Source organism: Microbacterium caowuchunii, from assembly GCF_008727755.1.
GTDB classification, from domain to species: Bacteria; Actinomycetota; Actinomycetes; order Actinomycetales; family Microbacteriaceae; genus Microbacterium; species Microbacterium caowuchunii.
Map to the genome: position 1 here is coordinate 301,448 of NZ_CP044231.1, position 22,165 is coordinate 323,612.

At 69.8% G+C, this 22,165-nt stretch carries 21 protein-coding genes and 1 tRNA gene; 9 read left to right on the top strand and 13 right to left on the bottom strand.

The genetic code is table 11. The features are described from left to right. Positions 1–340 precede the first annotated feature (340 nt). The 4 genes from F6J84_RS01380 to F6J84_RS01395 all read right to left on the bottom strand — a co-directional run bounded on the left by F6J84_RS01380 (position 341) and on the right by F6J84_RS01395 (position 3,546). The gene (locus F6J84_RS01380; RefSeq protein WP_238702643.1) at positions 341–1,084 is read right to left on the bottom strand and encodes a creatininase family protein; all 744 of its coding nucleotides are present in this window, start codon (positions 1,082–1,084) and stop codon (positions 341–343) included. Further along, the gene (locus tag F6J84_RS01385) at positions 1,084–2,037 is read right to left on the bottom strand and encodes an L-lactate dehydrogenase (protein WP_150970791.1); all 954 of its coding nucleotides are present in this window, start codon (positions 2,035–2,037) and stop codon (positions 1,084–1,086) included. The genes F6J84_RS01380 and F6J84_RS01385 overlap by 1 nt, the downstream gene beginning before the upstream one ends. A 188-nt stretch (positions 2,038–2,225) precedes the next feature. After that, positions 2,226–3,026 (bottom strand): SDR family NAD(P)-dependent oxidoreductase, encoded by an 801-nt coding sequence (locus F6J84_RS01390; protein WP_150970793.1) that lies wholly within the window; start codon positions 3,024–3,026, stop codon positions 2,226–2,228. 40 nt (positions 3,027–3,066) lie between these two features. Then, a complete protein-coding gene (locus F6J84_RS01395; protein WP_150970795.1) occupies positions 3,067–3,546 on the bottom strand; it encodes a MarR family winged helix-turn-helix transcriptional regulator in 480 nt (159 codons plus the stop codon). A gap of 193 nt (positions 3,547–3,739) precedes the next feature. Between F6J84_RS01395 and F6J84_RS01400 the strand changes: the two genes are divergently transcribed. The 8 genes from F6J84_RS01400 (at position 3,740) to F6J84_RS01430 (ending at position 11,756) form a co-directional block, all read left to right on the top strand. Continuing rightward, positions 3,740–3,830: transfer RNA gene (locus tag F6J84_RS01400), tRNA-Ser, on the top strand. Between the two features lie 279 nt (positions 3,831–4,109). Continuing rightward, positions 4,110–4,253, top strand: coding sequence for a hypothetical protein (locus F6J84_RS15385; protein ID WP_191905721.1), 144 nt, complete (start codon positions 4,110–4,112; stop codon positions 4,251–4,253). A 469-nt stretch (positions 4,254–4,722) separates the two neighbouring features. Then, positions 4,723–5,784 (top strand): Gfo/Idh/MocA family protein, encoded by a 1,062-nt coding sequence (locus F6J84_RS01405; protein WP_150970797.1) that lies wholly within the window; start codon positions 4,723–4,725, stop codon positions 5,782–5,784. 106 nt (positions 5,785–5,890) lie between these two features. Beyond that, the gene (locus F6J84_RS01410; RefSeq protein WP_238702554.1) at positions 5,891–7,192 is read left to right on the top strand and encodes an ABC transporter substrate-binding protein; all 1,302 of its coding nucleotides are present in this window, start codon (positions 5,891–5,893) and stop codon (positions 7,190–7,192) included. A gap of 78 nt (positions 7,193–7,270) precedes the next feature. After that, on the top strand, positions 7,271–8,269 hold the full coding sequence (locus F6J84_RS01415; RefSeq protein WP_150970802.1) for a carbohydrate ABC transporter permease: 999 nt from the start codon (positions 7,271–7,273) through the stop codon (positions 8,267–8,269). Next, positions 8,266–9,186, top strand: a complete 921-nt coding sequence (locus F6J84_RS01420) for a carbohydrate ABC transporter permease (protein WP_150970804.1) — start codon at positions 8,266–8,268, stop codon at positions 9,184–9,186. The genes F6J84_RS01415 and F6J84_RS01420 overlap by 4 nt, the downstream gene beginning before the upstream one ends. 1 nt (position 9,187) lies before the next feature. Beyond that, the gene (locus F6J84_RS01425; protein WP_150970806.1) at positions 9,188–10,618 is read left to right on the top strand and encodes a GH1 family beta-glucosidase; all 1,431 of its coding nucleotides are present in this window, start codon (positions 9,188–9,190) and stop codon (positions 10,616–10,618) included. A 94-nt stretch (positions 10,619–10,712) separates the two neighbouring features. Next, a complete protein-coding gene (locus F6J84_RS01430; RefSeq protein ID WP_238702555.1) occupies positions 10,713–11,756 on the top strand; it encodes a LacI family DNA-binding transcriptional regulator in 1,044 nt (347 codons plus the stop codon). A gap of 86 nt (positions 11,757–11,842) precedes the next feature. Here the strand turns inward: F6J84_RS01430 and F6J84_RS01435 are convergent, their stop codons facing one another. The 7 genes from F6J84_RS01435 to F6J84_RS01465 form a co-directional block, all read right to left on the bottom strand. Next, the gene (locus F6J84_RS01435; protein ID WP_150970808.1) at positions 11,843–12,256 is read right to left on the bottom strand and encodes an SRPBCC domain-containing protein; all 414 of its coding nucleotides are present in this window, start codon (positions 12,254–12,256) and stop codon (positions 11,843–11,845) included. Then, positions 12,253–12,579 (bottom strand): ArsR/SmtB family transcription factor, encoded by a 327-nt coding sequence (locus F6J84_RS01440; protein WP_150970810.1) that lies wholly within the window; start codon positions 12,577–12,579, stop codon positions 12,253–12,255. The genes F6J84_RS01435 and F6J84_RS01440 overlap by 4 nt, the downstream gene beginning before the upstream one ends. Before the next feature lie 32 nt (positions 12,580–12,611). Further along, the gene (locus F6J84_RS01445; RefSeq protein ID WP_202980484.1) at positions 12,612–13,304 is read right to left on the bottom strand and encodes a response regulator transcription factor; all 693 of its coding nucleotides are present in this window, start codon (positions 13,302–13,304) and stop codon (positions 12,612–12,614) included. Next, positions 13,304–14,557 (bottom strand): sensor histidine kinase, encoded by a 1,254-nt coding sequence (locus tag F6J84_RS01450; RefSeq protein WP_202980464.1) that lies wholly within the window; start codon positions 14,555–14,557, stop codon positions 13,304–13,306. The genes F6J84_RS01445 and F6J84_RS01450 overlap by 1 nt, the downstream gene beginning before the upstream one ends. Further along, positions 14,554–15,399, bottom strand: a complete 846-nt coding sequence (locus tag F6J84_RS01455; protein ID WP_150970812.1) for an ABC transporter permease — start codon at positions 15,397–15,399, stop codon at positions 14,554–14,556. Before F6J84_RS01455 ends, F6J84_RS01450 begins: the two co-directional genes overlap by 4 nt. Further along, positions 15,396–16,325, bottom strand: coding sequence for an ABC transporter ATP-binding protein (locus tag F6J84_RS01460; protein WP_150970814.1), 930 nt, complete (start codon positions 16,323–16,325; stop codon positions 15,396–15,398). Before F6J84_RS01460 ends, F6J84_RS01455 begins: the two co-directional genes overlap by 4 nt. A gap of 164 nt (positions 16,326–16,489) precedes the next feature. Next, on the bottom strand, positions 16,490–17,965 hold the full coding sequence (locus tag F6J84_RS01465) for a lipase maturation factor family protein (protein WP_150970816.1): 1,476 nt from the start codon (positions 17,963–17,965) through the stop codon (positions 16,490–16,492). Between the two features lie 637 nt (positions 17,966–18,602). Here F6J84_RS01465 and F6J84_RS01470 point away from each other — a divergent pair. Next, complete coding sequence (locus F6J84_RS01470) at positions 18,603–19,964, top strand: dicarboxylate/amino acid:cation symporter (RefSeq protein ID WP_238702556.1); 1,362 nt, start codon at positions 18,603–18,605, stop codon at positions 19,962–19,964. Positions 19,965–19,970: 6 nt separating this feature from the next. On the opposite strand, the gene F6J84_RS01475 is transcribed toward F6J84_RS01470, so the two are convergent. Both F6J84_RS01475 and F6J84_RS01480 read right to left on the bottom strand, forming a co-directional pair. After that, entirely contained in the window at positions 19,971–20,813 is an 843-nt protein-coding gene (locus F6J84_RS01475) for an alpha/beta fold hydrolase (RefSeq protein WP_150970818.1), read from the bottom strand. Positions 20,814–20,863: 50 nt separating this feature from the next. Next, complete coding sequence (locus F6J84_RS01480; RefSeq protein ID WP_191905722.1) at positions 20,864–22,048, bottom strand: NAD(P)/FAD-dependent oxidoreductase; 1,185 nt, start codon at positions 22,046–22,048, stop codon at positions 20,864–20,866. Positions 22,049–22,165: the final 117 nt, after the last annotated feature.

The following is a 22,165-nucleotide window of genomic DNA, read 5'->3' on the forward strand; positions in this document are numbered from 1 at the left end:
CGCTGCCGCAGCAGGGGTCGAGCGACAGGCGGGGATGCTGGGCGGGGCCCCCGTGGGACGCGGCCCTCCCTCGGGGCTGGGTTTACTCACGGCCTACCCGCCGGGCGCACAACTCCTGCAGGTGGCTGAGGCCTTGGCCCGTCAGGCGGGGTCGCTCCTGGTTTTGCAGGAGTTGTGCGGGCGAGCGGGGACGGACGTGGCGGCGGGCCGGGAGCCCCTCACCCCGGGTTGCCGCGGCCCGACGCTCAGCGCACCGCGTCCCGCGCTCAGCGCACCGCGGCCGGACGCTCAGCGCACCGCGTCCCGCGCCGGGCCTCAGCCCGGGGTGCCAGCCCGAGGATCAGGACGCGGGATGCAGCGCCGCCAGCACGCGGCGGACGATGAGCTCGCTCTGGACCACCACATGGTCGATGATCCGCTCGCCCTTCTCGGCGGTGGCGGGGCGGGGATCCCCGAAGACGCCGCTGGGCGAGAGCGGGGCGAGCGCCATCTGCCGGAGTCCGAAGTCCGCGGGCAGTTCCGGATACGCCGGCTGCATCCGGTCCCTGTGCACCAGCTCGGGCGCGACCGCCAGGATCATGGAGGTCTCGATCTCGTCCGCGTGGCACAGTCCCGGCGCCGCCCACGGGGAGTCCTTGACCTCGTCGCCGATCTCGACGAGCCCCGGGTAATCCAGAACCAGGACGGGCATCCCGTCGCGCGCCGCGGACTGCTCCGCCGCACGTTGCAGGGGCAGCCGATTGCCGAAGTCGCCGTTGACGATCACCAGCAGCGCGTAGCCCGCGCGCTCCAGGGATGCGGCGACGTCGGCGGCGAAGGCCGTCACGGTGTCCGCGCTGATCGACACCGTGCCCGGCAGGGCGTCGTTGCTCCAGGTGTTCCCGAAGGGGAGCGCCGGCAGCAGGACGGCGTCGAGTCGCTCCGCGAGCCGGCGGGCGACCGCGTCAGCCTGCAGGGTGTCGGTGGAGAGGGGCAGGTGTGGGCCGTGCTGTTCCAGCGCGCCGACCGGCAGCACGGCGATCGCCGGATGGCTCTCGAGGTGTGCGGCGACGTCGGTCCAGGATGCTCGGGACAGTTCCAGCATCACGAACGCAGGGTGTCCACGACCTGGCGCAGGTGGTCGGCGGAGTGGCGGAGCTGATCGAACTCCTGCTCGCTGAACGACGTCCCTGCCACGGGAACGGCCCCGGATGCGCTGACGATCGAGGGCACGGAGAGGGCGACGCCGTCGATGCCGTGGTAATCGTGCAGCACGGTCGATACCGGCAGCACGGCGTGCTCGTCGTGGAGGACGGCCTCGACGATACGGGCGCTGGACAGGCCGATCGCGTAGTTGGTGGCACCCTTGCCCTGGATGACCTTGTAGGCCGCGTCGCGCACGTTGACGGCGATGTCGTCGAGTTCCTCCGTGGTCATCGGCGGCTGTCCGGGCGTCTCCCAGTCGAGGATCGGGACCGTGCCGATGGTGGCGGCGGACCACAGCGGGAACTCGGTGTCGCCGTGCTCACCGACGATGTAGGCGTGCACGCTGGAGGAGGACACCCCGGCCCGACGGGCGAGCTGCCACCGCAGCCTGGAGGTGTCCAGCACGGTTCCGGATGCGAAGATGCGCTCGGGCGGGAGCCCGGTCGCCTCCTGCGCGAGCACGGTGAGCACGTCGCAGGGGTTGGTGACGATGACGTAGATCGCGTTCGGCGCGACCTCGAGGAGCTGCGGCATCATCGTCTTCAGGATGCCGGCGTTGACCCCGGCGAGTTCGATCCTGCTCTGGCCGGGATTCTGCTTAGCGCCGGCGGTGATGACGACGACGTGCGAGCCCTCCGCGACGGACACGTCGCTGCCGCCGATGATGTCGCTGGAACCGGTGAACTGGGTGCCGTGCGCGAGGTCGAGAACTTCGGCCTCCACCTTCGTCGTGGCGATGTCGTAGAGGGCCACATGGCGGGCGGAGCCTCGGATGAGGGCGGCGTAGGCGACGCTGGAGCCGACGCTGCCCGCGCCGACGACGGTGAGCTTGGAGTTCTCGATCGCGGTCATGTGTTCAGTGTGGCAGCGCAGGTCGAGCCTGTGTAGACCACCGGCGGAGCGTGGCACGCAGCCGTGCCTCGCACCCGGGCGGAATGACACGCCGGCGTGCCGACCCGGACGCGGAGGGGCGGATGCGGACGACCGCGGTTCGCCCGCGGAGCCTCCCGAGCCCCGCGGGGCCCGGGAGGCGTTCCGGATCAGCGGGCGTCGGCCCAGGACCAGATGTCGTCGCCGCGCAGCGTCGCGTCCGCGCCGCCGTCGTCGTAGATGACCTGCCCGGCCAGGTGGGTGTTCTCCACGCTCGTCAGCCAGAGCAGCAGCGCCGCGATCGACTCGGGGGGCTGGTGGTAGTTCAGGGGCATCGGCACGGCGGCGTCGACCATGGTCGTCCCCTCGGGGGTGGCGAGCAGCTGCGCCGTCATCGGGGTGACCACGGTGCCGGGGGCGACCGCGTTCAGCGGGATGCCGGCACCGGCCCACTCCGGAGTGATCGATGCGCGGCGCACCCAGCGCGACAGTGCGCGCTTCGACGAGGGGTAGACGAGGTAGCCGATCTCCGGTCCCTGGGCGGCGAGCTCCGCGGCGATGGCCACGGCCTTCTCCTCGTCGCCGGCGAGGGCGGCTTCCACCATCTCGGGCGAGTTGGGCTGCAGCGACGCCATCGAGGACACCACGGCAGCGCGGGGTGCGTCCGACTTCGACAGTGCCGGCAGCAGGGCGGTGAGCAGCTCGGTCACCCCGAAGAAGTTGACCGAGATGGTGGCGGGAATGGGCGCGGAGATGCCCGCGCAGGCGATCACCGCGTCGACCCGGCCCTCGGCCAGCTCGATCGCACGTCCCGCCGCGTTCTGGCGGCCGGAGGGAGTGGAGAGATCGGCCTCGATGTCGGCGTTGCGCAGATCGATGCCGATCACCTTCTCGCCGCGGGCGCGGAGCATCTCGGCGGTCGTGGCGCCGATGCCGGATGCGGAACCGGTCACGATGTATGTGCGTGTCATGGTGTTCTTCTTTCGGTTGTGGGGCCTGTGGGCCCCGGGGTCAGCCGTCCGTGGGATCCGTGACGGATGCAGAGGGGGCGATGCCGAGGGAGTCGGCGAACGCGGCGAGCTGCTGCGCGAACTGTGCGGCGGCGTCGGGGGCCCAGCCGGACATCGCGGCCGCGGCCATGGTGCGTCCCTGCGCGACGAGTCGCTCGTGCAGCTTCCTCCCCTTCGCGGACAGGGCCACGATCGTGACCCGCCCATCGCCGGGCTCCGCCGTACGAACGACGAGCCCGGACCGATCGAGCCGGGCGAGCTGCTTGCTCGCGGTCGGCCTGCTGAGGTGCAGCCGGTCGGCGAGATCGCTTGCGCGCAGCGGTCCTTCGAGCCCGAGCATGTACAGCGCCGGGATGTCGGGGGTGTCGATCTCCGCACCGGCGTCGCGAGCGATCTCGGCCTGGACCTGCGCGGACGACCACCGGGCCATGAGATGCGTGAGCGATGAGAGCACGCTCTGGGGGGCCTGGTTGCCGTCCATGCCGCCAGCTTATGCGAGATAGTTGCCTGAGGCAACTATCCGGCCGCGGCCCCGTCCCGCCCGGCCGGGTCGTGACCCGGCGATCGCCGAAGCGGGTTCGGCTGAGACCGGGATGATCGGGGCCGTGCCTGCTCCGTCCGCCGCGAGGCTTGCCGATTGGCGCCGTGGCGACGCGTGACGTAAGCTTTTCGGCGGTGACGTGTCCGAGCGGCCGAAGGTGCAACTCTCGAAAAGTTGTGTAGGGTAACCCCCTACCGTGGGTTCAAATCCCACCGTCACCGCCACTGAGAACCCCCGGTAAAACGGGGGTTTTCGCTTTTTCTGGATGGTCTGTGGTGCAGATTTGGTGCATATTCCCGTGGTCCTGCACCGAAGGGTGGCTGTCGAGGAGACTCTCACCTGTGACCGAATGGTCTTGAGCTTTCCGATTGCGTGTTGTCGTCAACACTCGGCCGGCTGATGCGACATAACAGCTAGTGCGTATGAACAGGTGTGTCATGGATCGGGGCGCGTGTGACCCGACTGGGGCCCTGCTATCAATGGAGCAGGGAAGGAGGCGTGCAATGACGTTGAGCATAGAAGAGATGCTCGCGAAGCGGCCGGTCGACGGCGAACATGTCGAAGCTCACATGCAGCGGATGCTCGCTGAGATTCGCGAGAATGAGCAGCGGGAGCGCGAGCGGCCTGGAGCCACGCAAGCTGACTAGCACTCTCACTCACGCCCGCACTGCGCCAAAGGGTGGGAGTAAGGCTCTCGTGACCGTGCAGAGGGGGTTCGGCTCTCTCTCTGAGAGCGGGCGGTAGATGCTGAGCGCGGCAAGGGGCGCTCTCGCTGAGCACTCCAACAGCGGAGTCTTCGGTAGAGGCACAACTCGCCGTCGCCTCTCGTCGCGGAGGTATCGGTTTATAGCAGCCCGGTTTCGTCCGACCGCTGCGAGCGCATCGTGCAGCACCGCGCGAGCGGCCGCTGCTCTCCGGCTCCGGCTCCGGCTACGGCTGGGAACGCGCTGACCCGCTGACGGTCTCACTCATGCATCACCAGCATCGGGGCCTCGATCGCGCGCATCCATGAGCAGCGTCTACGAGGCTCGGAACCGCGTGAATCCGGCGAATCCGACCCCATTCGAACGGAGAAGGTCGAGCCTCTGTTGGCGTGACGCAGTAGGTTCGGTCTCCATGACCCGCTCGCCTCTGACCATGCCGACCCCGCGGACGTATCCCCTGCGCGGCGGGCCGGCTCTTCGCTGGGGCATCGTCGCGCCCGGCGCCATCGCCGCGGACTTCGTGCACGCCCTGCACACGCACACGGATCAGCGGGTGGTGGCCGTCGCATCCCGATCCCCGGAACGCGCTGCGGAGTTCGCGCACAGGCACGGCATCCCCCGCAGCCACGGAGGATATGCCGCGCTCTTCGACGACCCGGCTGTCCAGGTCGTCTACGTCGCCGCGCCGCACAGCGAGCACCTGAGCCTCGGGCTCGCTGCGATCGCGGCGGGAAAGCACGTCCTGATCGAGAAACCCATCGGGTTGTCCGCCGCCGAAGCGCGGACCATCCGGGACGCCGCGCGGGCGGCGGGTGTCTTCGTCATGGAAGCGATGTGGACCCGGTTCCTCCCGCAGACCGACGTCATGGTGCAGCTTCGGGATGCGGGGGCCCTCGGTGACGTGCGACTCCTCACGGCGGACTTCGGCTTCCGGGCGCAACCGGGGGGCCGCATCTTCGACCCGGTGCTCGGCGGCGGCGCCCTGCTGGACCTCGGTGTCTACCTGGTCTGGCTGAGCCGGATGTGGCTCGGCGCCCCGGACTCGATCACGGCGAGTGGAACGCTCAGCGAGACCGGGGTGGACGATCAGAGTGCGACCGTGCTCGGATACGCGTCCGGTGCCCGGGCCGTACTCACGACGAGCCTCCTGGTGTCCTCGCCCGGCCGGGCCGGCGTTTCCGGCACGGAGGCGCACCTCGACCTCGATCCGGACTGGGTCTTCCCGAGCGGGTTCGACCTGGTCGCGGCGGGGCGGGGGGAGCGAGCCCGGTTCGCCGACCGTTCCGGCATGACCCGGCGACAGGGGATGGCGTGGCAGACGGCGGCGGTCGCGCGGCACGTCGCCGACGGGCGGACGGAATCCCCGGAGCACCCTCTCCAGGCATCGATCGAGATCCTGGGGGTCATCGACGAGGCGCGCCGCCAGGTTCGCGCCGCCGCGGAGGAAGCCCTCCGCGAGAGCGCTCCCAGATAATTCTTGACGTCGACGCCCCGAAGACGTACCGTCAACGCAAGTCATGGGAACGTGCCCATGGGAACGTGCCCATGAGTTCCGGACTTACGCACACAAAGGAGTGATCGTGAAAGCAACGCGAAGCAAGATCGCCGCATCCGTCGTGGGTGCAGCGTCACTGGCCCTCATCGCATCGGGATGCTCACAGGGGGCGGGCGGTAGTGCGGCGGGGGATGACGGCAAGACCACGCTGACCATCACCACCTTCGGCACCATGGGCGTCGACGCCAAGTACGAGGAGTACATGGAGGAGAACCCGAACATCGTCATCGAGGCGACCAACCTCGAGGGCGGCGGGGCGGCGCGCGACGACGCCTACGCGAAGATCGCCGCCCGCACGGGCCTGAGCGACATCGTCGCGATCGAAGAGGGGTGGCTCGGCACGATCGCGGACGTCTCCGACGCGTTCGTAGACCTGCGCGACTACGGCATCGAGGACGTCAAGGACCAGTGGCTGGACTGGAAGTACGACCAGGGCACCACCACCGACGGCCGGGTCATCGGCGCCGGCCTCGACATCGGCCCCCAGGGCCTCTGCTACCGCGGCGACCTCTTCGAGGCGGCGGGTCTTCCCAGCGAGCGCACGGAGGTCGCCGAGTACTTCGGCGGCGATGACGCGACCTGGGACCGCTTCTTCGAAGTGGGCCAGGAATACGTGGACAACACCGGCAAGGCGTTTTACCACAGCCCCCGATTCTTCTGGAACTCCTTCGTGAACCAGCAGGAGGAGGGCTACTACAAGAAGGACGGCGAGACGCTCAACATCGAGGACAACAAGGTCTTGAAGGAGCAGTTCACCAAGATCGTCGAGGCGGAGCAGGCGGGCCTCGGCGCCGGTCTGCCGGGCTGGGACGTCGGCCCGGAGGCCAAGGCCGGCGACTTCGCCGTGTACATGTGCCCGAGCTGGATGCTCGGTATCGTGCAGGGCTACTACGACGAGGGGACCACCGACAGCGGCTGGGACTTCGCCGATGTCCTTCCGGGCGGTGCGGCCAACTGGGGCGGCGCGTTCCTCGGCGTCTCCGAGTCGTCCGAGCACAAGGAAGAGGCGGCCAAGCTCGCCCTGTGGCTCGCGTCCCCCGCGCAGCAGGCGGCATCGTTCGAGGTCGCAGGTCCCTTCCCGAGCACGGTCGAGGGCCAGGAACTGGTCGCCGACACGACGAGCGCGTTCTTCAACGACGCCCCCACCGGTGAGATCTTCGCCGCCCGCGCAAAGGGTGTCGTCGCGCAGGTGAAGGGCCCGGAGGACTCCAACATCCAGGACAACGTCTTCGGCCCGACCTTCGACCGCGTCAGCCAGGGCGAACTGACGGACCCCGACAAGGCCTGGGATGAGGCCATGACGCTGCTGGGTCAGATCGTCCCCTGATCGATGCCGGGCGGCCCGGTGCATGCGCCGGGCCGTCCGCTTCCCTCCCGCCGTACCTCACCCTCGCGGATTGGCTCAATGATGACCATGCTTACCCGGAGTCGCCCCCTCCGGTCGGAACTCACGTTCCGGCAGAGGGTGAGTCGCTTCGACTACACCGTCTCCCCGTACCTCTACGTCGCGCCGTTCTTCATCCTGTTCGCGTTGATCGGCGTCTTCCCCATCGCGTACACGTTCAACGTGTCGCTGTACGACTGGCACCTCCTGAAGGGGCAGGGCGAGTTCGTCGGCCTCGCGAACTACGTCAGCGTGCTGAGCGACCCGTTTTTCTGGAACGCGTTCGGCAACACCGTGAGCATCTTCCTGCTCTCGGCCATCCCGCAGCTCGTCGTGGCGACCGGCATCGCCGCGCTCCTCGACCAGGCGATCCGCGGCAAGACCTTCTGGCGCATGAGCATCCTGCTGCCGTACATCGTGGCTCCGGTCGCGGTCACCGTGATCTTCCTGCAGGTCTTCAACCAGTACCACGGCCCCGTCGCCGGACTCCTGGAGCTGTTCGGACTCGACCCGATCCGCTGGACGTTCGACGCCTTCCCCTCCCACGTCGCCATCGCCACGATGGTGAACTGGCGCTGGACCGGCTACAACGCGCTGCTCCTGCTGGCGGCCATGCAGGCCGTGCCGCGCGACGTCTATGAATCCGCGGCCATCGATGGCGCGAACAAGCTTCGCAGGTTCTGGTCCATCACCATCCCCATGATCCGCCCGACGCTCATCTTCGTCGTCATCACCGCCACCATCGGGGGCCTGCAGATCTTCACCGAACCGCGGCTGTTCGACGCCCGCTATTACGGCGGCAGCAACCGGCAGTTCCAGACGATCGTCCTCTTCCTCTACGAGATGGGCTTCGTGCGGCGCGACTTCGGTCGGGCATCCGCCACCGCCTGGATCCTGTTCCTCATCATCGTGCTCGTCGGGCTCCTCAGCTTCGCGGTCACCCGAGCCATCCGCACCGCCGACACCAAGACCCGTCGGATCAAGATCGCCACCATCGGCGCGCAGCAGGGAGAATCATGACCGGCATCGTCACCTCCCCCCGGCCGTCCGCGCCGGCGCAGGACAAGGAACGCCGCCTCGCCGCGGCCGAACGTCGCGCGAAACGCCGGCGGGCCTACGAACGCCCGGGAGCGCTCACCTACGCCCTGCTGATCGCGTTCTTCGCCGGCTCCGCATTCCCGTTGTGGTGGTCGTTCGTCATCGGCAGCCGCCAGTCCTCCGACGTCAACCTGGTGCCGCCGGCGATCGTGCCGGGAGGGAACTTCCTCACGAACGTGGACAAGGTGTTCGACACCGTGCCGTTCTGGCTGGCGCTCGCGAACAGCATCGTCATCTCCGGTGCGATCACGGTCTCCGTGGTGTTCTTCTCGACGCTCGCCGGGTACTCGTTCGCGAAGCTGCGCTTCCGCGGGCGGACCGGCTTGCTACTCGCGGTGATCGCGACGATGGCGATCCCGACCCAGCTCGGCATCATCCCCCTCTTCATGCTCATGGGCGAGTGGGGCTGGATCGGCACCGTGCAGGCGGTCATCGTGCCGGGCATGGTCACGGCCTTCGGCGTCTTCTTCATGCGGCAGTACCTGGTCGACGTCATCCCCGACGAACTCATCGAGGCTGCCCGGGTCGACGGCGCGAGCATGTGGGGCACCTTCTGGCATGTCGCCCTCCCGGCGGCGCGGCCGGCGATGGCGGTGCTCGCCCTGTTCACGTTCATGGCGTCGTGGACCGACTACCTCTGGCCACAACTCGTCCTGAGCCCCCGCAACCCCAACGTGCAGACCGCGCTCGCCGCGCTGAGCGCCGCCGGCGGGCAGAACCCGGACAACGCCATGGTCCTCGCGGGGGCCGTCCTCTCGGTCATCCCGCTCCTCATCCTCTTCTTCGCGGCGGGCAAGCAGCTCGTTGCGGGAATCATGCAAGGCGCGGTGAAAGGCTGATATGACCATCAACACTCCGACGCACTCCCGGGAACGTCCCGAACACTTCGAGGTGGGGTCGGGCTTCCCCGCCGGATTCCTCTTCGGCTCTGCCACCGCCGCATACCAGATCGAGGGCGCCACGGAGGCGGACGGGCGCGGCCCGTCCATCTGGGACACATTCAGCGCCACTCCGGGCAAGATCGTGGGCGGCGACACGGGTGCCGTCGCCGACGACCACTACAACCGTCTCGATACCGATCTCGACCTGATGGCGGAACTCGGCCTCGAGGCCTACCGCTTCTCCATCGCCTGGTCGCGCATCCAGCCGACGGGGTCGGGTGAGGTCAACCCAGCGGGTCTCGACTTCTACCGTCGCCTCGTCGACGGGCTCACCGCCCGTGGCATCCGCCCGATCGCGACCCTCTATCACTGGGATCTCCCCCAGGCCCTCGAAGACCTCGGCGGATGGAGGAACCGGGAGACGGCCTACCGTTTCGCCGAGTACACGCGCCTGGTCGTGGCGGCGCTCGGCGACCGCGTCCCGGTATGGACCACGCTGAACGAGCCGTGGTGCAGCGCGTTCCTCGGTTACGGGTCCGGGGCGCACGCGCCCGGCGTCACCGACGGCGACGCCGCACTGCGCGCCATGCACCACCTGAACCTCGCCCACGGTCTGGCCGTGCAGGAGATCCGCGAGCTCGCGCCGCACGCCGAGGTGTCGGTCACCCTCAATTTCCACGTCGTCCGCGGCGATGACAGCGAGGCGGTGCGACGGATCGACGCGCTGGCGAACCGGTCGTTCACCGGCCCGATGCTGCGGGGTGCCTATCCCGCCGACCTGATCGAGGACACCTCGACGGTGACGGACTGGTCGTTCGTGCTGCCCGGCGACGACGTGATCATCCACCAGCCGCTCGACTTCCTCGGGGTCAACTACTACTCGACGACCCGGGTGCGCACATGGGACGGGGTGTCCCCTCGCGAGCGGGCGGACGGGCACAAAGACGCCGGCGGCTCGCCCTGGCCCGGGAGCGAGCACGTGGAATTCCTGCACCAGGAGGGTCCGTTCACCGCGATGGGATGGAACATCGCTCCGGACGGGCTGGAGGAACTGCTCGTCTCCCTGAGCGACCGGTTCCCGGATCTTCCCCTCATGATCACCGAGAACGGCGCCGCGTTCGAGGACGAGGTCGTCGGCGACCGGGTGCCGGACCGCCTCCGCGTCGACTACCTCCGCCGGCACATCAGCGCGGCGCACCGCGCGATGGGACGGGGCGTGGACCTCCGCGGATACCTCGTCTGGTCGCTCCTCGACAACTTCGAGTGGGGCTACGGGTTCAGTAAGCGTTTCGGCATCATCCACGTCGACTACGACACGCAGAAGCGCACGGTGAAGGACAGCGGTCGCTGGCTGGCGGCCCTCATCGAGCGTCGCGCCATCCCGGAGTAACACGTCGGAGGGTGTGCCATACGCTACACGGAGGGGCGGATCAGGGGATGCCGCCGGTCGTGCCTGATGAGACGTCGGGGGAGGGAGACAAGGGTTGAACATCCAGACGACGGCGTCGTCGAGGTCGCAGATCCCGACGCTGCGGGCGGTCGCCGAACTCGCCGGAGTCTCCACTTCCACCGCGTCGCGCGTGATCACCGGTTCTCCCCAGGTGACCGAGGATTCCGTCGCGCGCGTCACCGCGGCGATCGCGGAGCTCGGATACGTCCCGAACCGGGCTGCACGCAGCCTCGTCCGCCGGCAGCCGCAGACCATCGCGATGATGATCCCCGAACGCACCGCCGAGTTCTTCGCCGACCCCTACTTCGCGGAGGTGATCCAGGGGGCGGCAGCGTATGCGTCGTCCACGGACTACTCGCTGACCCTGCTGATCGAGTCGGAGTCGGATCCGGAGAAGACGCATCAGGTTCTCAGCCGCGGCAATGTCGGGGGAGCCTTGATTCTGTCTCACCACAGCGCCTCCGAGGCGTACTTCACGCTCTCGCGCTCGCTCCCCGTCGTCTTCGGCGTCCGGCCGCCGGGTGGCGAGGATGCCGACATCCACGTCGTGGACGTGGACAACGTCGCCGCCGCGGCCCTCGCGACCGGGCATCTCGTGGAGCGCGGCGCGGTGCGCGTGGCCACGATCACCGCGCCGCTCGACACCTCGGCCGGGCGCGAACGGCTCCAGGGCTGGCGCGACACCCTGGAATCGGCCGGGCTGGCTCCGGGCGGGTGGGAGGAAGGCGACTACACCCCGGCGGGGGGCGCCGCGGCGATGAGGCGACTGCTCGACCGGGCCGGTACCTTCGACGCGGTCTTCGTCGCCTCGGCGCAGATGGCGTCCGGGGCGCTGGGGGTCCTGCAATCGAGGGGGGTGCGCGTGCCCGAGGATGTCGCCATCGCGACGCTCGACAACAACTACTTCTCCACCAGCACGACGCCGCCGCTGACGACGGTCGATCTGCACACGGAGGAGAAGGGCGCCATGATGGTGCAGGCCCTGGTGCGCCTGATCGAGGGAGCGACGGTCGACACCGAGGTGTTCGTCCCCATCACCCTCGTCGAGCGGGAGTCCACCGCGCTGCGGCGCGGGTGACCCTCCGCGGACGGTGGCGACGGGGTCCGCGCGGTGTAGGTAGGGCGCCCACCCGCGTGCCCGGGAGCGGGGAGGCGAGCGTCCGGTCAGGCCTCGTCGAGCAGTCGCTTCAGCTCCTCGATGATCCGGCGGGAGCCGTCCTCGGTCTCAGAGCCCTCGCGCGTTCCCGCCTGCGCTCCCCGATGCGTCAGGGTGATGCGGCTTCCGGAGTCCGTCGGCTCGATCTCCCAGTGCAGCGAGCCCTGGTCGTCGGGTGCGCCGTACCAGGTAGCGATGAAGGTGTGCGCAAGACGGCGCGGCGGCTCGTACTCGAGCACCTCACCGACGATCTGCGCGTCTCCGTCCTCGTCGACGAACTCGATGGGGGAGCCGATGCGCCAGCTGGTACGCGGCGACGTGCCGAAGTAGTACCTCTTCACGGTGTCGGGATCGGTCAGCGCCCGCCAGGCGGCCGAGGGGGCGGCTGACACCTGCACCTCGTAGATGCGATCGTCGGTCATGGTTCCTCTCCTTTCTCCAGGTCTGCTTTGAGCGCGAGCAGTCCCGCGGAGGCGCGTGCTCCGAAATCGTCGATCCAACGCTGGGCGAGTTGGACGATCGGCACCGGGTTGAGGTGGCAGACCCGCGCCCGTCCCTCTTTGCGCGACACGACGAGGCCGGCCGCCTCGAGCACGCGTACGTGTTTGAGGACGGCATGCCGTCCGAGCGGCGCGAGTGCATCGGTGAGCTCGCCGACGCTCTGGCCGTCGCGGTCGCGCAACGCGTCCAGGATCCGTCGACGCGATGGATCCGCGATCGCCGCGATCACGGAATCGGTGTCCATGCGACGACCTTAGGTGACTCCAGAGTCACCTGTCAATCGGGTGAGCGGACGCCGACGACGCCCAGCTCGTACGCCTTGATCACCGCCTGCACGCGGTTGGGCAGCTGCAGCTTCGCGAGGATCCGCCCGAAGTGCGCTTTGACCGTCGATTCGCTGAGATGGAGGGTCTGCGCGATCTCGACGTTGGTCAGTCCTCGTCCGATGAGGACGAACACCTCCCGCTCCCGCTCGGAGAGGGCGGACAGCGCCTCTTCCGGCGCTCCGGAGTTCCGCTCCAGGTGCGGGACGGCGACCTCGATGAGCTTGGCGGTGACCCGGGGCGAGACGACGGAATCCCCCGTCCGCACCGCGCGCACGGCGGCGACGAGCTCCTCCGGCCGGGTGTTCTTCAGGAGGAAGCCGGCGGCTCCCGCCTTCAACGCACCGAAGGCGAACTCGTCACGGTCGTACGTGGTCAGCACGAGCACGCGGGTATCCGGGTGGTCGAGCGAGATCTGCTTCGTCGCCTCGATCCCATCCAGATCCGGCATCCGCACGTCCATGAGGACCACATCGGGCTCGAGACGCCGCACGGATCGCAGTGCCTCGATTCCGGTCGCGGCTTCGCCCACCACGAGGATGTCGGGCTGGGCTTCGAGGACGAGGCGGAGCCCGTACCGGACGAGCTCCTGGTCGTCGACCAGCAGAACCCGGATGTCGTCGCCCACCATCGTCTCCTCGGTCATCATCCGTCCAGCGGCAGCCGGACGAACACGCGCCACCCGCCGCCGTCCCGGGGGCCCGCTTGCACCTCGCCATCGTAGAACGCCCCTCTCTCCCGGATGCCGACCAGCCCGCGGCCGGGCGAGTCGATGGGCCGGGCGGGGGCGGACGAATCCTGCACCAGGACGGTGACCTCGTCGTCGGCGAGCGCGACCCGCACCCACACGTCCCGCACCTCACGCGCGTGCCGGAGCACGTTCGTCAGGGACTCCTGCACGATCCGGTAGACGGTCGGTCCGACGGCGGAATCCGACGACAGGACACCGGTGAGCTCGAGCCGGACGGGAAGCCCCGCGGCGACGAACTCCTCGACCAGGGCCGGCAGCTCGGCGGGACCGGGGGACGCGGACACCCCCGCGGCGTCGTCCACCCGCGCCAGGAGCCGGCGCACCTCCCCGAGCGTGCGCCGACCGGTGTCGGCGACCCGGGCGATGACCCGCTGCGACTCCTCGGGGCGCGTCGGGGCCACGGCGCTCGCGCCGTCGGCGAGAGCGATCATCACGGCGAGCGAATGAGCGATCACGTCGTGCATCTCGCGCGCGATCCGCTCGCGTTCCAGCGCACGCGCGATGCTCGCCTGCTGATCACGTTCCCGCTTCATCTGCTCCGCGCGCTCGAGCAGGGCGGCCACATACCGCCGCTGATGTCCGCGGTTGATCCCGAGGAGCGTGGCCACCAGCGTGACGGCGCCGAACACGGCCATCATGCTGAGCCAGTCCATGGGCCAGGATTCGAGAGGCGAGCGCGGGGCCAGACCGAGGACGGGCGGGCCGAGGCGCACACGCAGCGCCAGGATCAGTGCGGCCGCGCAGCCTGCCGCCAGAGCCAGGCCGAACGCGCCCCAGGCGCGCCGTGCTCGGCTCGTGAGGCCGACCGTGTACAGCGCGGGGACCACGAGTGCGGCCTCGGCGCCGGTGCCCCATGCTGCCGAGGCGGTCATCAGCACGAGCAGAGCGAGGAAGGACGCGCGGGGCGCGCGGTGCCGGCAGAGGACGACGGCGACGCCGCCCGCGGTGAGCAGGAGGATCGGCCAGAGCGGGGTGACGATGGTGGACTCGACCGACAGGTAAGCGAAGGCGGCGGCGAGCAGGAGATAGCCGCCCAGAATCGGGCCGTCCACCACCAGGGCGCTCCGCGCCCCGGGTCGCGGTGCCGACGCCGGAGCGCCGGGCACCGCGACTGCGGCATCCGGCACTCCGGCGGAGGGCGGTCTCACGCGTCGCGCTTCGTCAGCGCCACCGCGCCCGCGATCAGCGCCGCCGCGGCCCAGGCGGATACGAACAGCCAGCCCGCCCCGGCGCTGATGTGCCCGCCCCACACGTCGAGGAAGGGGCCTCCCTCTGCGGTCACGCGGGACATCGCGTCCCCGGCATTGCCGAGCAGCATGACCCGCAGCACGCGCGAGAACAGGCTGTACGGGAGCACGGACGTCAGCACGGGTCCGAGGAGCGTGGCGACGAAGACCAGGATGGCGCCCGCGGTCGTGGAGCGTACGAGCGCACCGAGCCCGACCCCGAAGACCGCGCACAACCCGAGGTACGCGGCGGCGCCGAGGAGCGCCGGCAGCACGCCGGGAGAGGTCAGCGGCGCATCCAGTCCGAACTCCGCATAGACGGGGTTCGTCACGGCCCAGGACGCGAAGACCGTGACGAGCGCCACCGCCGTCACCGCGCCGCATGCCACGATGGCCTTCGCCCACAGTGCCCGCAGTCGCTTCGGTGAGGCGAGGAGCGTGGACTGGATGGCGCCCGAGGAGTACTCCGCGCCCATGGACATGACGCCGAGGATACCGGCGATGATCTGCCCGAGGATCACCATCGGGATCGTCACGTCGCCGATCGTGCGCTCGAGGGACGGCACCGAAGGGACACCGGAGGATTCCAGGGTGAGGGCGAGGAACAGGCTGCCGCCCAGCCCGATGGCGAGGATCCCGCCCAGCGCGAGGAACGAGGACGGCAGGCTCGTGAGTTTCAGCCACTCCGAGTGGAGGGTCGCCGCGAACGGGGGGCGCCGCGTGCGTGCATCGGTGCGGTGGGCCTTGGTGATGAGCGACATCATCGGCCGGCTCCTTCCCCGGCGGCGGGCGCCGATCGGTATTCGACGGAGTCTGCGGTCAGGGCGAGGTAGGCGTCCTCGAGCGACCCTTCGACGGTGGTGATCTCGTAAAGGACCACCCCGGCGGCCGCAGCGGCATCCGCCACCTGCTCCGCGGTGAGCGACGTGACCTCCACGGCCCCGTCCGGATGGGTGGACACCGTCACCTCGGGGGCGGCGATCGCCGCGATCAGCCGGTCGACGTCGCGGGTGCGCACGCGGACGGCCGAGCGGGTGGCGCCCGCGACGACCTCGCGCATCGGGCCGTCCGCGAGGATCCGTCCCTGCCCGATCACGATGAGGTGATCCGCCGTCTGGGTCATCTCGCTCATCAGGTGCGATGAGAGCAGCACCGTCCGTCCCTCCGCCGCGAGCCGGCGGAGCAGACCCCGGATCCACAGGATGCCCTCCGGATCCAGCCCGTTGACCGGTTCGTCGAGGATGATGGCCTGCGGATCGCCGAGGAGTGCGGCCGCGATGCCGAGCCGCTGACCCATACCGAGGGAGAACCCGCCGACGCGCTTGTCCGCCACGGCGTCCAGCCCGGCGATATCCATCACCTCGCGCACCCGCTCGGCTCCGATGCGGTGCGTCGCCGCGATCGCCAGCAGATGCTTGTACGCGGTACGGCGCCGGTGCGCGGCGCGGGCGTCGAGCAGGACTCCCACCTCGCGCAACGGCGCGGGAAGCTCCCGGTACGGCCGTCCGTTGACCTCGGCCGTGCCCTCCGTGGGACGGTCGAGTCCCACGATCATGCGCATCGTCGTGGACTTGCCTGCGCCGTTCGGGCCGAGGAAGCCGGTCACTCGGCCCGGCTCGACCGTGAAGTCGATGCCGTCCACCGCCACCTTCCTGCCATAGCGCTTCGTCAGGGATCGAACCCGGATCATCTGTGCACCTTTCGTCGCCTTCGACGCTACGAAGGCGCACGGCGTTCCACATCCGCCTGCGGTCGCGACTTCGGCGCCCGACCAGTACCCAGGTCCATACGTCCGGGCGTGTGCGCGGGTGGCCGGCTCGCGTCACCCGGGGAGTTCGGCGGGCCCGATCCGTGTCACCCGGGGAGCTCGGCGGGCCCGATCACCGTGCGGCGCCGATCGCGCACCCAGCGCACCCCGTCACGGTGGTGCGTGGCGCGGTCCGCGAACCGGTACCGGTAGGAGACGGCGCGCACCCAGCGCGGGCGTCGGGCCTCGAACGGGTCCGTCCGCAGCAGCGCGAGGGTCGCCGGGTCCGCCTCGAGCAGCCGTGCCAGGAACGGGGTGAACCACTCGTCCAGGGATGCTCCGAGGGGCAGGAACCACATCAGCCAGTCCAGTCGCAGGTGGTACGGCGCGATCTGCGGCGGAATGCGGCGCGGGTCGCCGGGCTTGCCGCGGAAGCCGTACTCCCGCCACGTCGCGGCGGCCGGGTCCTCGTCCATCGTGCCCTCGACGACGATCTCGATCCGCTCCTTCGTGACCGTGCCGAAGGCGCCGTACGCGTTGGCTAGTTGCCAGCGGTTGAAGCTCGCGTTCATCAGCTGGCGCCGGGAGAAGAGGTTCCGCACCGAGGGGACGCTGAGGGCGATGTACAGAACCCCGACCGCGGTGGTGGCGACGAGCCACGGCAGGGGCTGGCCGTCGATCGTCCAGGGCGGGTCGGATGCGGGCGGCCGGCCCGCATCCGGGATCCCCACCGCCGAGAACGCCAGCACGATCGTGGCCCAGTTCAGCCACGCGAAGTTGCCGGTGAGGACGAGCCAGAGCTGGGTCGCGATGATCACGGCCGCGGCGATGGTCCCGATGAGGACCGGGACGGGGCCGGGGACCCAGAGGCCCGCCAGCGGGGCGAACAGCAGGAACGGCATGACGAGCTGGCTGATGTGGTTCCCGACCACTTCGGTGCGGTGGAACCACCTCGGCAGCAGGTGCGCCTGCCGGCTCAGCGGGCCGGGCATGGGCTGCGTCTCGTGGTGGTACATGAGCGCGGTGAGGTCGTGCCATTCCCGACCGCCGCGGATCTTGATCATGCCGGCGCCGAACTCGAGTCGGAACAGCAACCACCAGAACAGCACGATGATGACGGTCGGCGGAGGCTCGGTGCCGGAGCCGAGGAACGCGGCGAGGAATCCCGCTTCCAGCAGCAGCATCTCCCATCCGAAGCCGTAGAAGGTCTGGCCGATGCTCGAGATCGACATGTAGCCGAACCAGAGCGCCAGGAAGCACGCCATCGGCACCCACGGTCCGGCCAGTTGCGGCAGCCCTGCGACCAGCGCGGCGGCGACCACCATCCCGGCCACGCACAGGGCCACGAGCCTGCGGTCGGTGTACCGGATGCGCAGGAACAGGGTCGGGCGCAGCATCCTCCGACGAGCCGGGGACGATCGTGCCCAGTCCAGCAGCTCGGGGGCGGGCAACAGGCCCCGTTCGCCCAGGAGCGGCCGGAACTGGTTGACGGACGAGAGGAACGCGATCAGGTACAGGGCCGCGATGCCCCGCTGGAGCACCTGTCTGCCCAGCTCGTAGTCGACCGCCGCGAAGCCGTCCATGCCGCACACGGTAGTCCCGGACCGCGGGTGTCGAAGGGGCTTGCATCCCTGCCGCGCAGCCGCGGCTGCGCGCGTCCCGCACAGGGACGGAGGGGCCGGCCCGCGGCGTCCGGCAGCGGCCGGAGTGACCGGCCCGCCGAAGCCGCCCGATGCTGAGCTGCCGGGACGGTCGACGCCGGTCGCCCTGCACAACTCCGGCAAGAGCCCGGGGTACCCCCGGTGTTTCCGGCCGAAGCGGCGGTTTTGCAGGAGTTGTGCACGATCCGCGGTCTCGCCGCGGGACCGAGGTGGTGGCCCGCCGAAGCCGCTCGATGCCGAGCTGCCGGGACGGTCGACGCCGGTCGCCCTGCACAACTCCGGCAAGAGCCCGGGGTACCCCCGGTGTTTCCGGCCGAAGCGGCGGTTTTGCAGGAGTTGTGCACGATGCGCGGTCTCGCCGCGGGACGTCACGCGGTGGTGGCCTCCTCCAGCAGCCGCGTGCCGGCCGTCCCCATGCTGTTTGAATCGCGCGTTGGGACCCTGCGGTGCAGCAGCAGTGCCCCGGCCGGTCGGGCCGAAACATCAACGTAATGGCGGGGAACCGGCACGGAAACCGCGCCTCGACACACTGGTCCCACCCCCCAGTGAAAGAGGCACCATGTCCCGCACCGTCCCCCCGATGCCACTCACGGAATCCCCCGGCACACCGGCTCAGCGCTTCGGAAGGGCGCTCCGCCATCCGGCCGCGCTGATCGGGATCGCGGCGATCGCCGGCATCGTCTTCGGTCTCGCGGTGGGCGACTGGGCGGCGAACCTGAAGTTCGTCGGTGACATGTTCATCCGCCTCATCCAGATGTCCATCGTGCCGCTCGTGATGGCCTCGGTGATCGTCGCGACCGGTTCGCTGACCGGCACCGGGATGGGAAAGCTCGCCGGACGTACGTTCTCCTGGATGATCGGGTTCTCCGTCATCGCGGCCGTGGTCGCCTGGGGCCTGAGCGCCCTCATCCAGCCCGGCGCGGGCATGGTGTTCGAAGGCGAGCTGGACCCCGCCCTGCAGGAGTCCGCCTCGCAGGCGACCGGGTGGCAGGACACCATCCTCGGCTTCGTGTCGACGAACATCTTCTCGGCCATGTCGACCGCGACGATGGTGCCGATCATCCTCTTCTCCCTGCTGTTCGGCCTCGCTCTCAACAGCTACATCGCCAAGACCGGCAACCGTCTCGTCCTGGACCTCCTGGACCAGGTGCAGCAGATCGTGCTGACGATGATCCGGTTCGTCATGTACATCGCCCCCATCGGGGTGTTCTGCCTGCTGGCCGCGCTCGCCGGCGACGTGGGCTTCGCCGTGGTCACCTCGGCCGTGGCATACCTCGGCACGACGCTGATCGGTGTCGTCATCATCACGCTGATGTTCGTCGTCGTGGTCACCGTCCGCACGCGGTTGAGCCCGTGGCGGCTGCCCGCCAAGCTCGCCGAGCAGACCGTGGTCGCCGTCACCACCACCAGCTCCGCCGTCACGTTCCCCACGGTGCTCCGCAACGCCGTCGAGAAGGTCGGGATCAGTCAGCGGGTGGCGAACTTCACCCTGTCCGTGGGATTGACGATGGGTTCCTACGGCGCGGTGCTGAACTACATGATCGTCGTGATGTTCCTGGCGCAGGCCGGCCGCGTGGACCTCACGATCGGACAGGTGGTGCTCGGGATGGCGCTCGCGATCCTGCTCAACATGGGCACGATCACGGTCCCCGGCGGTTTCCCGGTGGTGGCGATGTTCCTGGCCACCTCCGTCGGGCTCCCTATCGAAGCGATCGGCCTGCTCATCGCCGTCGACTGGTTCACCGGCATCTTCCGCACGTTCCTGAACGTGAACGGTGACACGATGGTCGCGATGCTGGTCGCACAGTCCACCGACGAGATCGATCGCGACGTCTACAACGGCACCGCGGTCGTCAGCGCGACGGAGATCGACGAGGTCGCGTACCGGGAACGGTTCGCCAAGGCGGATGCCGCCGACTGAGGGCGGTCACCGCAATCCCGCCGCGCGGAGGACCTCCGCGGCCACGCGGTCGGGCGCCCGCTCGGGCAGCCAGTGGTTCTCATCGAGCTCCACGAACCGGTACCGGGCCCGGACGTACCGCCGGGTGAGCTCGGCCGCGCGGCGCCCGAGCGCCTGGTCGCGGTTGCCCCAGACGTAGGTCGTCTCCACCGTGACCGGGCCCCTCGCCCGGTCACGGTCGCGGCGGTCCGGCAGCCACATGCCCCGGTACCAGTGCAGGGCGCCGCGGATCGCGTGTGGCGCGGAGAGGAAGCGCTGATAGTCCTGGGCGAGTGCGGACGGCAGGCCGGACCGGGTGAGCAGACGTGCGAGTCGCGGGCGGAGCACCGCTTCCGGGATCCGCGGGAGCTGGAAGAACGCGATGTAGGCGGAGCGCGCCGCCTGCGCGGAACTCACGAGCGATCGCCGCAGGGCGCGCGGATGCGGCGTCGACAGCACGGTCATGCCGTCCAGCCGCTCCGGTGCGACGTGCGCCATCCGCCAGGCGACGAACCCGCCCCAGTCGTGACCGCACAGGTGCACCCGTTCCGCGCCGAGGGCGTCGATGAGGGCCAGGACGTCTCCGCAGACGTCGACCGCGCGGTAGTCCCGCCGCCGGCGGGGCCGCGCCCCGGGGGAGTAGCCGCGCTGATCGAACGCGACGACCCGGGCGCCGCCCGCCTCGAGCAGGGGCGTGACGGCATCCCAGGTGCGACGCGAGCCGGGGAACCCGTGCAGCAGGACGATGACGGGGCCGTCCGTCGCCCCGGTGTCGGACACGTCGAAGACCAGGCCGCCGCGGGAGAAGGTGGTCACGCGTGAAGTGCGCATCCCCGCATCCTGGACTGCGGGCAAGGGCGCGGATACGGGGTTGCGGACCGTCAGATCCTGCCCTTCAGGATGCCGTGCCAGTAGAGCTGAGGCAGCACGTGCCGGTCCAGGACGTACCACCACGGCCGGGACCGCAGGTTGTCGAGGAGCGGGATGCTGCGCGTCACCTCGTGCGAGCGGCTGAGGTACTCGCCGAACACCAGTGAGCGCCGCGAGGTGGCGATGGGGGCGACCGTGTATCCGTCGTACTCGGTCAGCGAACGGCCCGTGCGCTGGCGCTGGATGTTCTCGATCACCGTCTGCACCTGGTGTCGCAGCGCGCCCCCGGTGCGCGCGTCGCCGAGATCCGCCGCGTCGCCGATGCACCACACGCGCGGGTGACGCGGATGCTGGAGGGTGACCGGGTCCACCGCCGCGAAGCCGCCCGTGTCGCGCCCGTCCAGATGCGACGCACGGACGAGCTCCGGTGCGGCGTACGGGGGAAGAAGGTGGAGCAGATCCGTCCGGACGACCCGGCTCCCGTCCGGGCCGTCGACCGTGATGGACGGGCCCTCGACCTCCCGCACCCGCGTACCGAGCCGCAGCACGATCCCGTACGCATCCAAGTGGCGGCGGATGGCGACCGCGATCTCGTCGACCGGATGCAGCCGCTCGCCGTCATGGAGGAGTTCGACCTCGATGGAGCCGAGGACACCCCGGCGGCGCCAGTGATCGCACGCGAGGAACAGCGGTTTCAGGGCCGTCTCCCGTCCCGACGCGGGTTGCTCGTGGAGGGTGAACACCGCCCGGCCCGAGGTGAGGGAGCGGATGGCGTCGCGGGTCGCCGCGAGACGATCGTCCTCGAACGTGGTGACCGCGGTGCCGCTCGTCAGCGCCTCCTCCGCGCCCGGCACCGCGTTCCAGTCGGTGACGGCACCGCAGGCGAGCACGATGTCCGCGCCGAAGAGGGCGGTGCCGTCCTCGAGCTCGACCCGGCGCTCGGCACCGTCGATGCGCGCGGCTGCCGAGCGGTGCCACGCCACCCCCTTCGGGATGAGGCGCGCCTGAGGCCGCGACAGCGAGGAGGCAGCCGCGAGGCCGGTGCCCACGTAGTTCTGCAGCGGCTTGTAGACGTGCGTGGCCGCGGGATCGACGAGCGCGACGTCCTTCGCGCCTCTCCGGCGGAGCTGGGCGGCGGCGGCGATGCCGCCGTTGCCGCCCCCGATGATCACCACGTCGTACGAATGGGGGGCCATGACCGGCACGATACGTTCCGATGGTCGATCCCGATATGGAATCGTCGGGATCCCGCGACTCTTGACAGAGCCCGGGCGGTATGCGCGCATTCGCGCCTGCGTGGATGCACCTGCTCC

Coding starts and splice junctions, on each gene's coding strand:
- F6J84_RS01380 (WP_238702643.1), bottom strand. CDS start 1,084: ATGCTGGAACTGTCCCGAGCATCCTGGACCGACGTCGCCGCACACCTC.
- F6J84_RS01385 (WP_150970791.1), bottom strand. CDS start 2,037: ATGACCGCGATCGAGAACTCCAAGCTCACCGTCGTCGGCGCGGGCAGC.
- F6J84_RS01390 (WP_150970793.1), bottom strand. CDS start 3,026: ATGACACGCACATACATCGTGACCGGTTCCGCATCCGGCATCGGCGCC.
- F6J84_RS01395 (WP_150970795.1), bottom strand. CDS start 3,546: ATGGACGGCAACCAGGCCCCCCAGAGCGTGCTCTCATCGCTCACGCAT.
- F6J84_RS15385 (WP_191905721.1), top strand. CDS start 4,110: ATGACGTTGAGCATAGAAGAGATGCTCGCGAAGCGGCCGGTCGACGGC.
- F6J84_RS01405 (WP_150970797.1), top strand. CDS start 4,723: ATGACCCGCTCGCCTCTGACCATGCCGACCCCGCGGACGTATCCCCTG.
- F6J84_RS01415 (WP_150970802.1), top strand. CDS start 7,271: ATGATGACCATGCTTACCCGGAGTCGCCCCCTCCGGTCGGAACTCACG.
- F6J84_RS01420 (WP_150970804.1), top strand. CDS start 8,266: ATGACCGGCATCGTCACCTCCCCCCGGCCGTCCGCGCCGGCGCAGGAC.
- F6J84_RS01425 (WP_150970806.1), top strand. CDS start 9,188: ATGACCATCAACACTCCGACGCACTCCCGGGAACGTCCCGAACACTTC.
- F6J84_RS01435 (WP_150970808.1), bottom strand. CDS start 12,256: ATGACCGACGATCGCATCTACGAGGTGCAGGTGTCAGCCGCCCCCTCG.
- F6J84_RS01440 (WP_150970810.1), bottom strand. CDS start 12,579: ATGGACACCGATTCCGTGATCGCGGCGATCGCGGATCCATCGCGTCGA.
- F6J84_RS01445 (WP_202980484.1), bottom strand. CDS start 13,304: ATGACCGAGGAGACGATGGTGGGCGACGACATCCGGGTTCTGCTGGTC.
- F6J84_RS01455 (WP_150970812.1), bottom strand. CDS start 15,399: ATGATGTCGCTCATCACCAAGGCCCACCGCACCGATGCACGCACGCGG.
- F6J84_RS01460 (WP_150970814.1), bottom strand. CDS start 16,325: ATGATCCGGGTTCGATCCCTGACGAAGCGCTATGGCAGGAAGGTGGCG.
- F6J84_RS01465 (WP_150970816.1), bottom strand. CDS start 17,965: ATGGACGGCTTCGCGGCGGTCGACTACGAGCTGGGCAGACAGGTGCTC.
- F6J84_RS01470 (WP_238702556.1), top strand. CDS start 18,603: ATGTCCCGCACCGTCCCCCCGATGCCACTCACGGAATCCCCCGGCACA.
- F6J84_RS01475 (WP_150970818.1), bottom strand. CDS start 20,813: ATGCGCACTTCACGCGTGACCACCTTCTCCCGCGGCGGCCTGGTCTTC.
- F6J84_RS01480 (WP_191905722.1), bottom strand. CDS start 22,048: ATGGCCCCCCATTCGTACGACGTGGTGATCATCGGGGGCGGCAACGGC.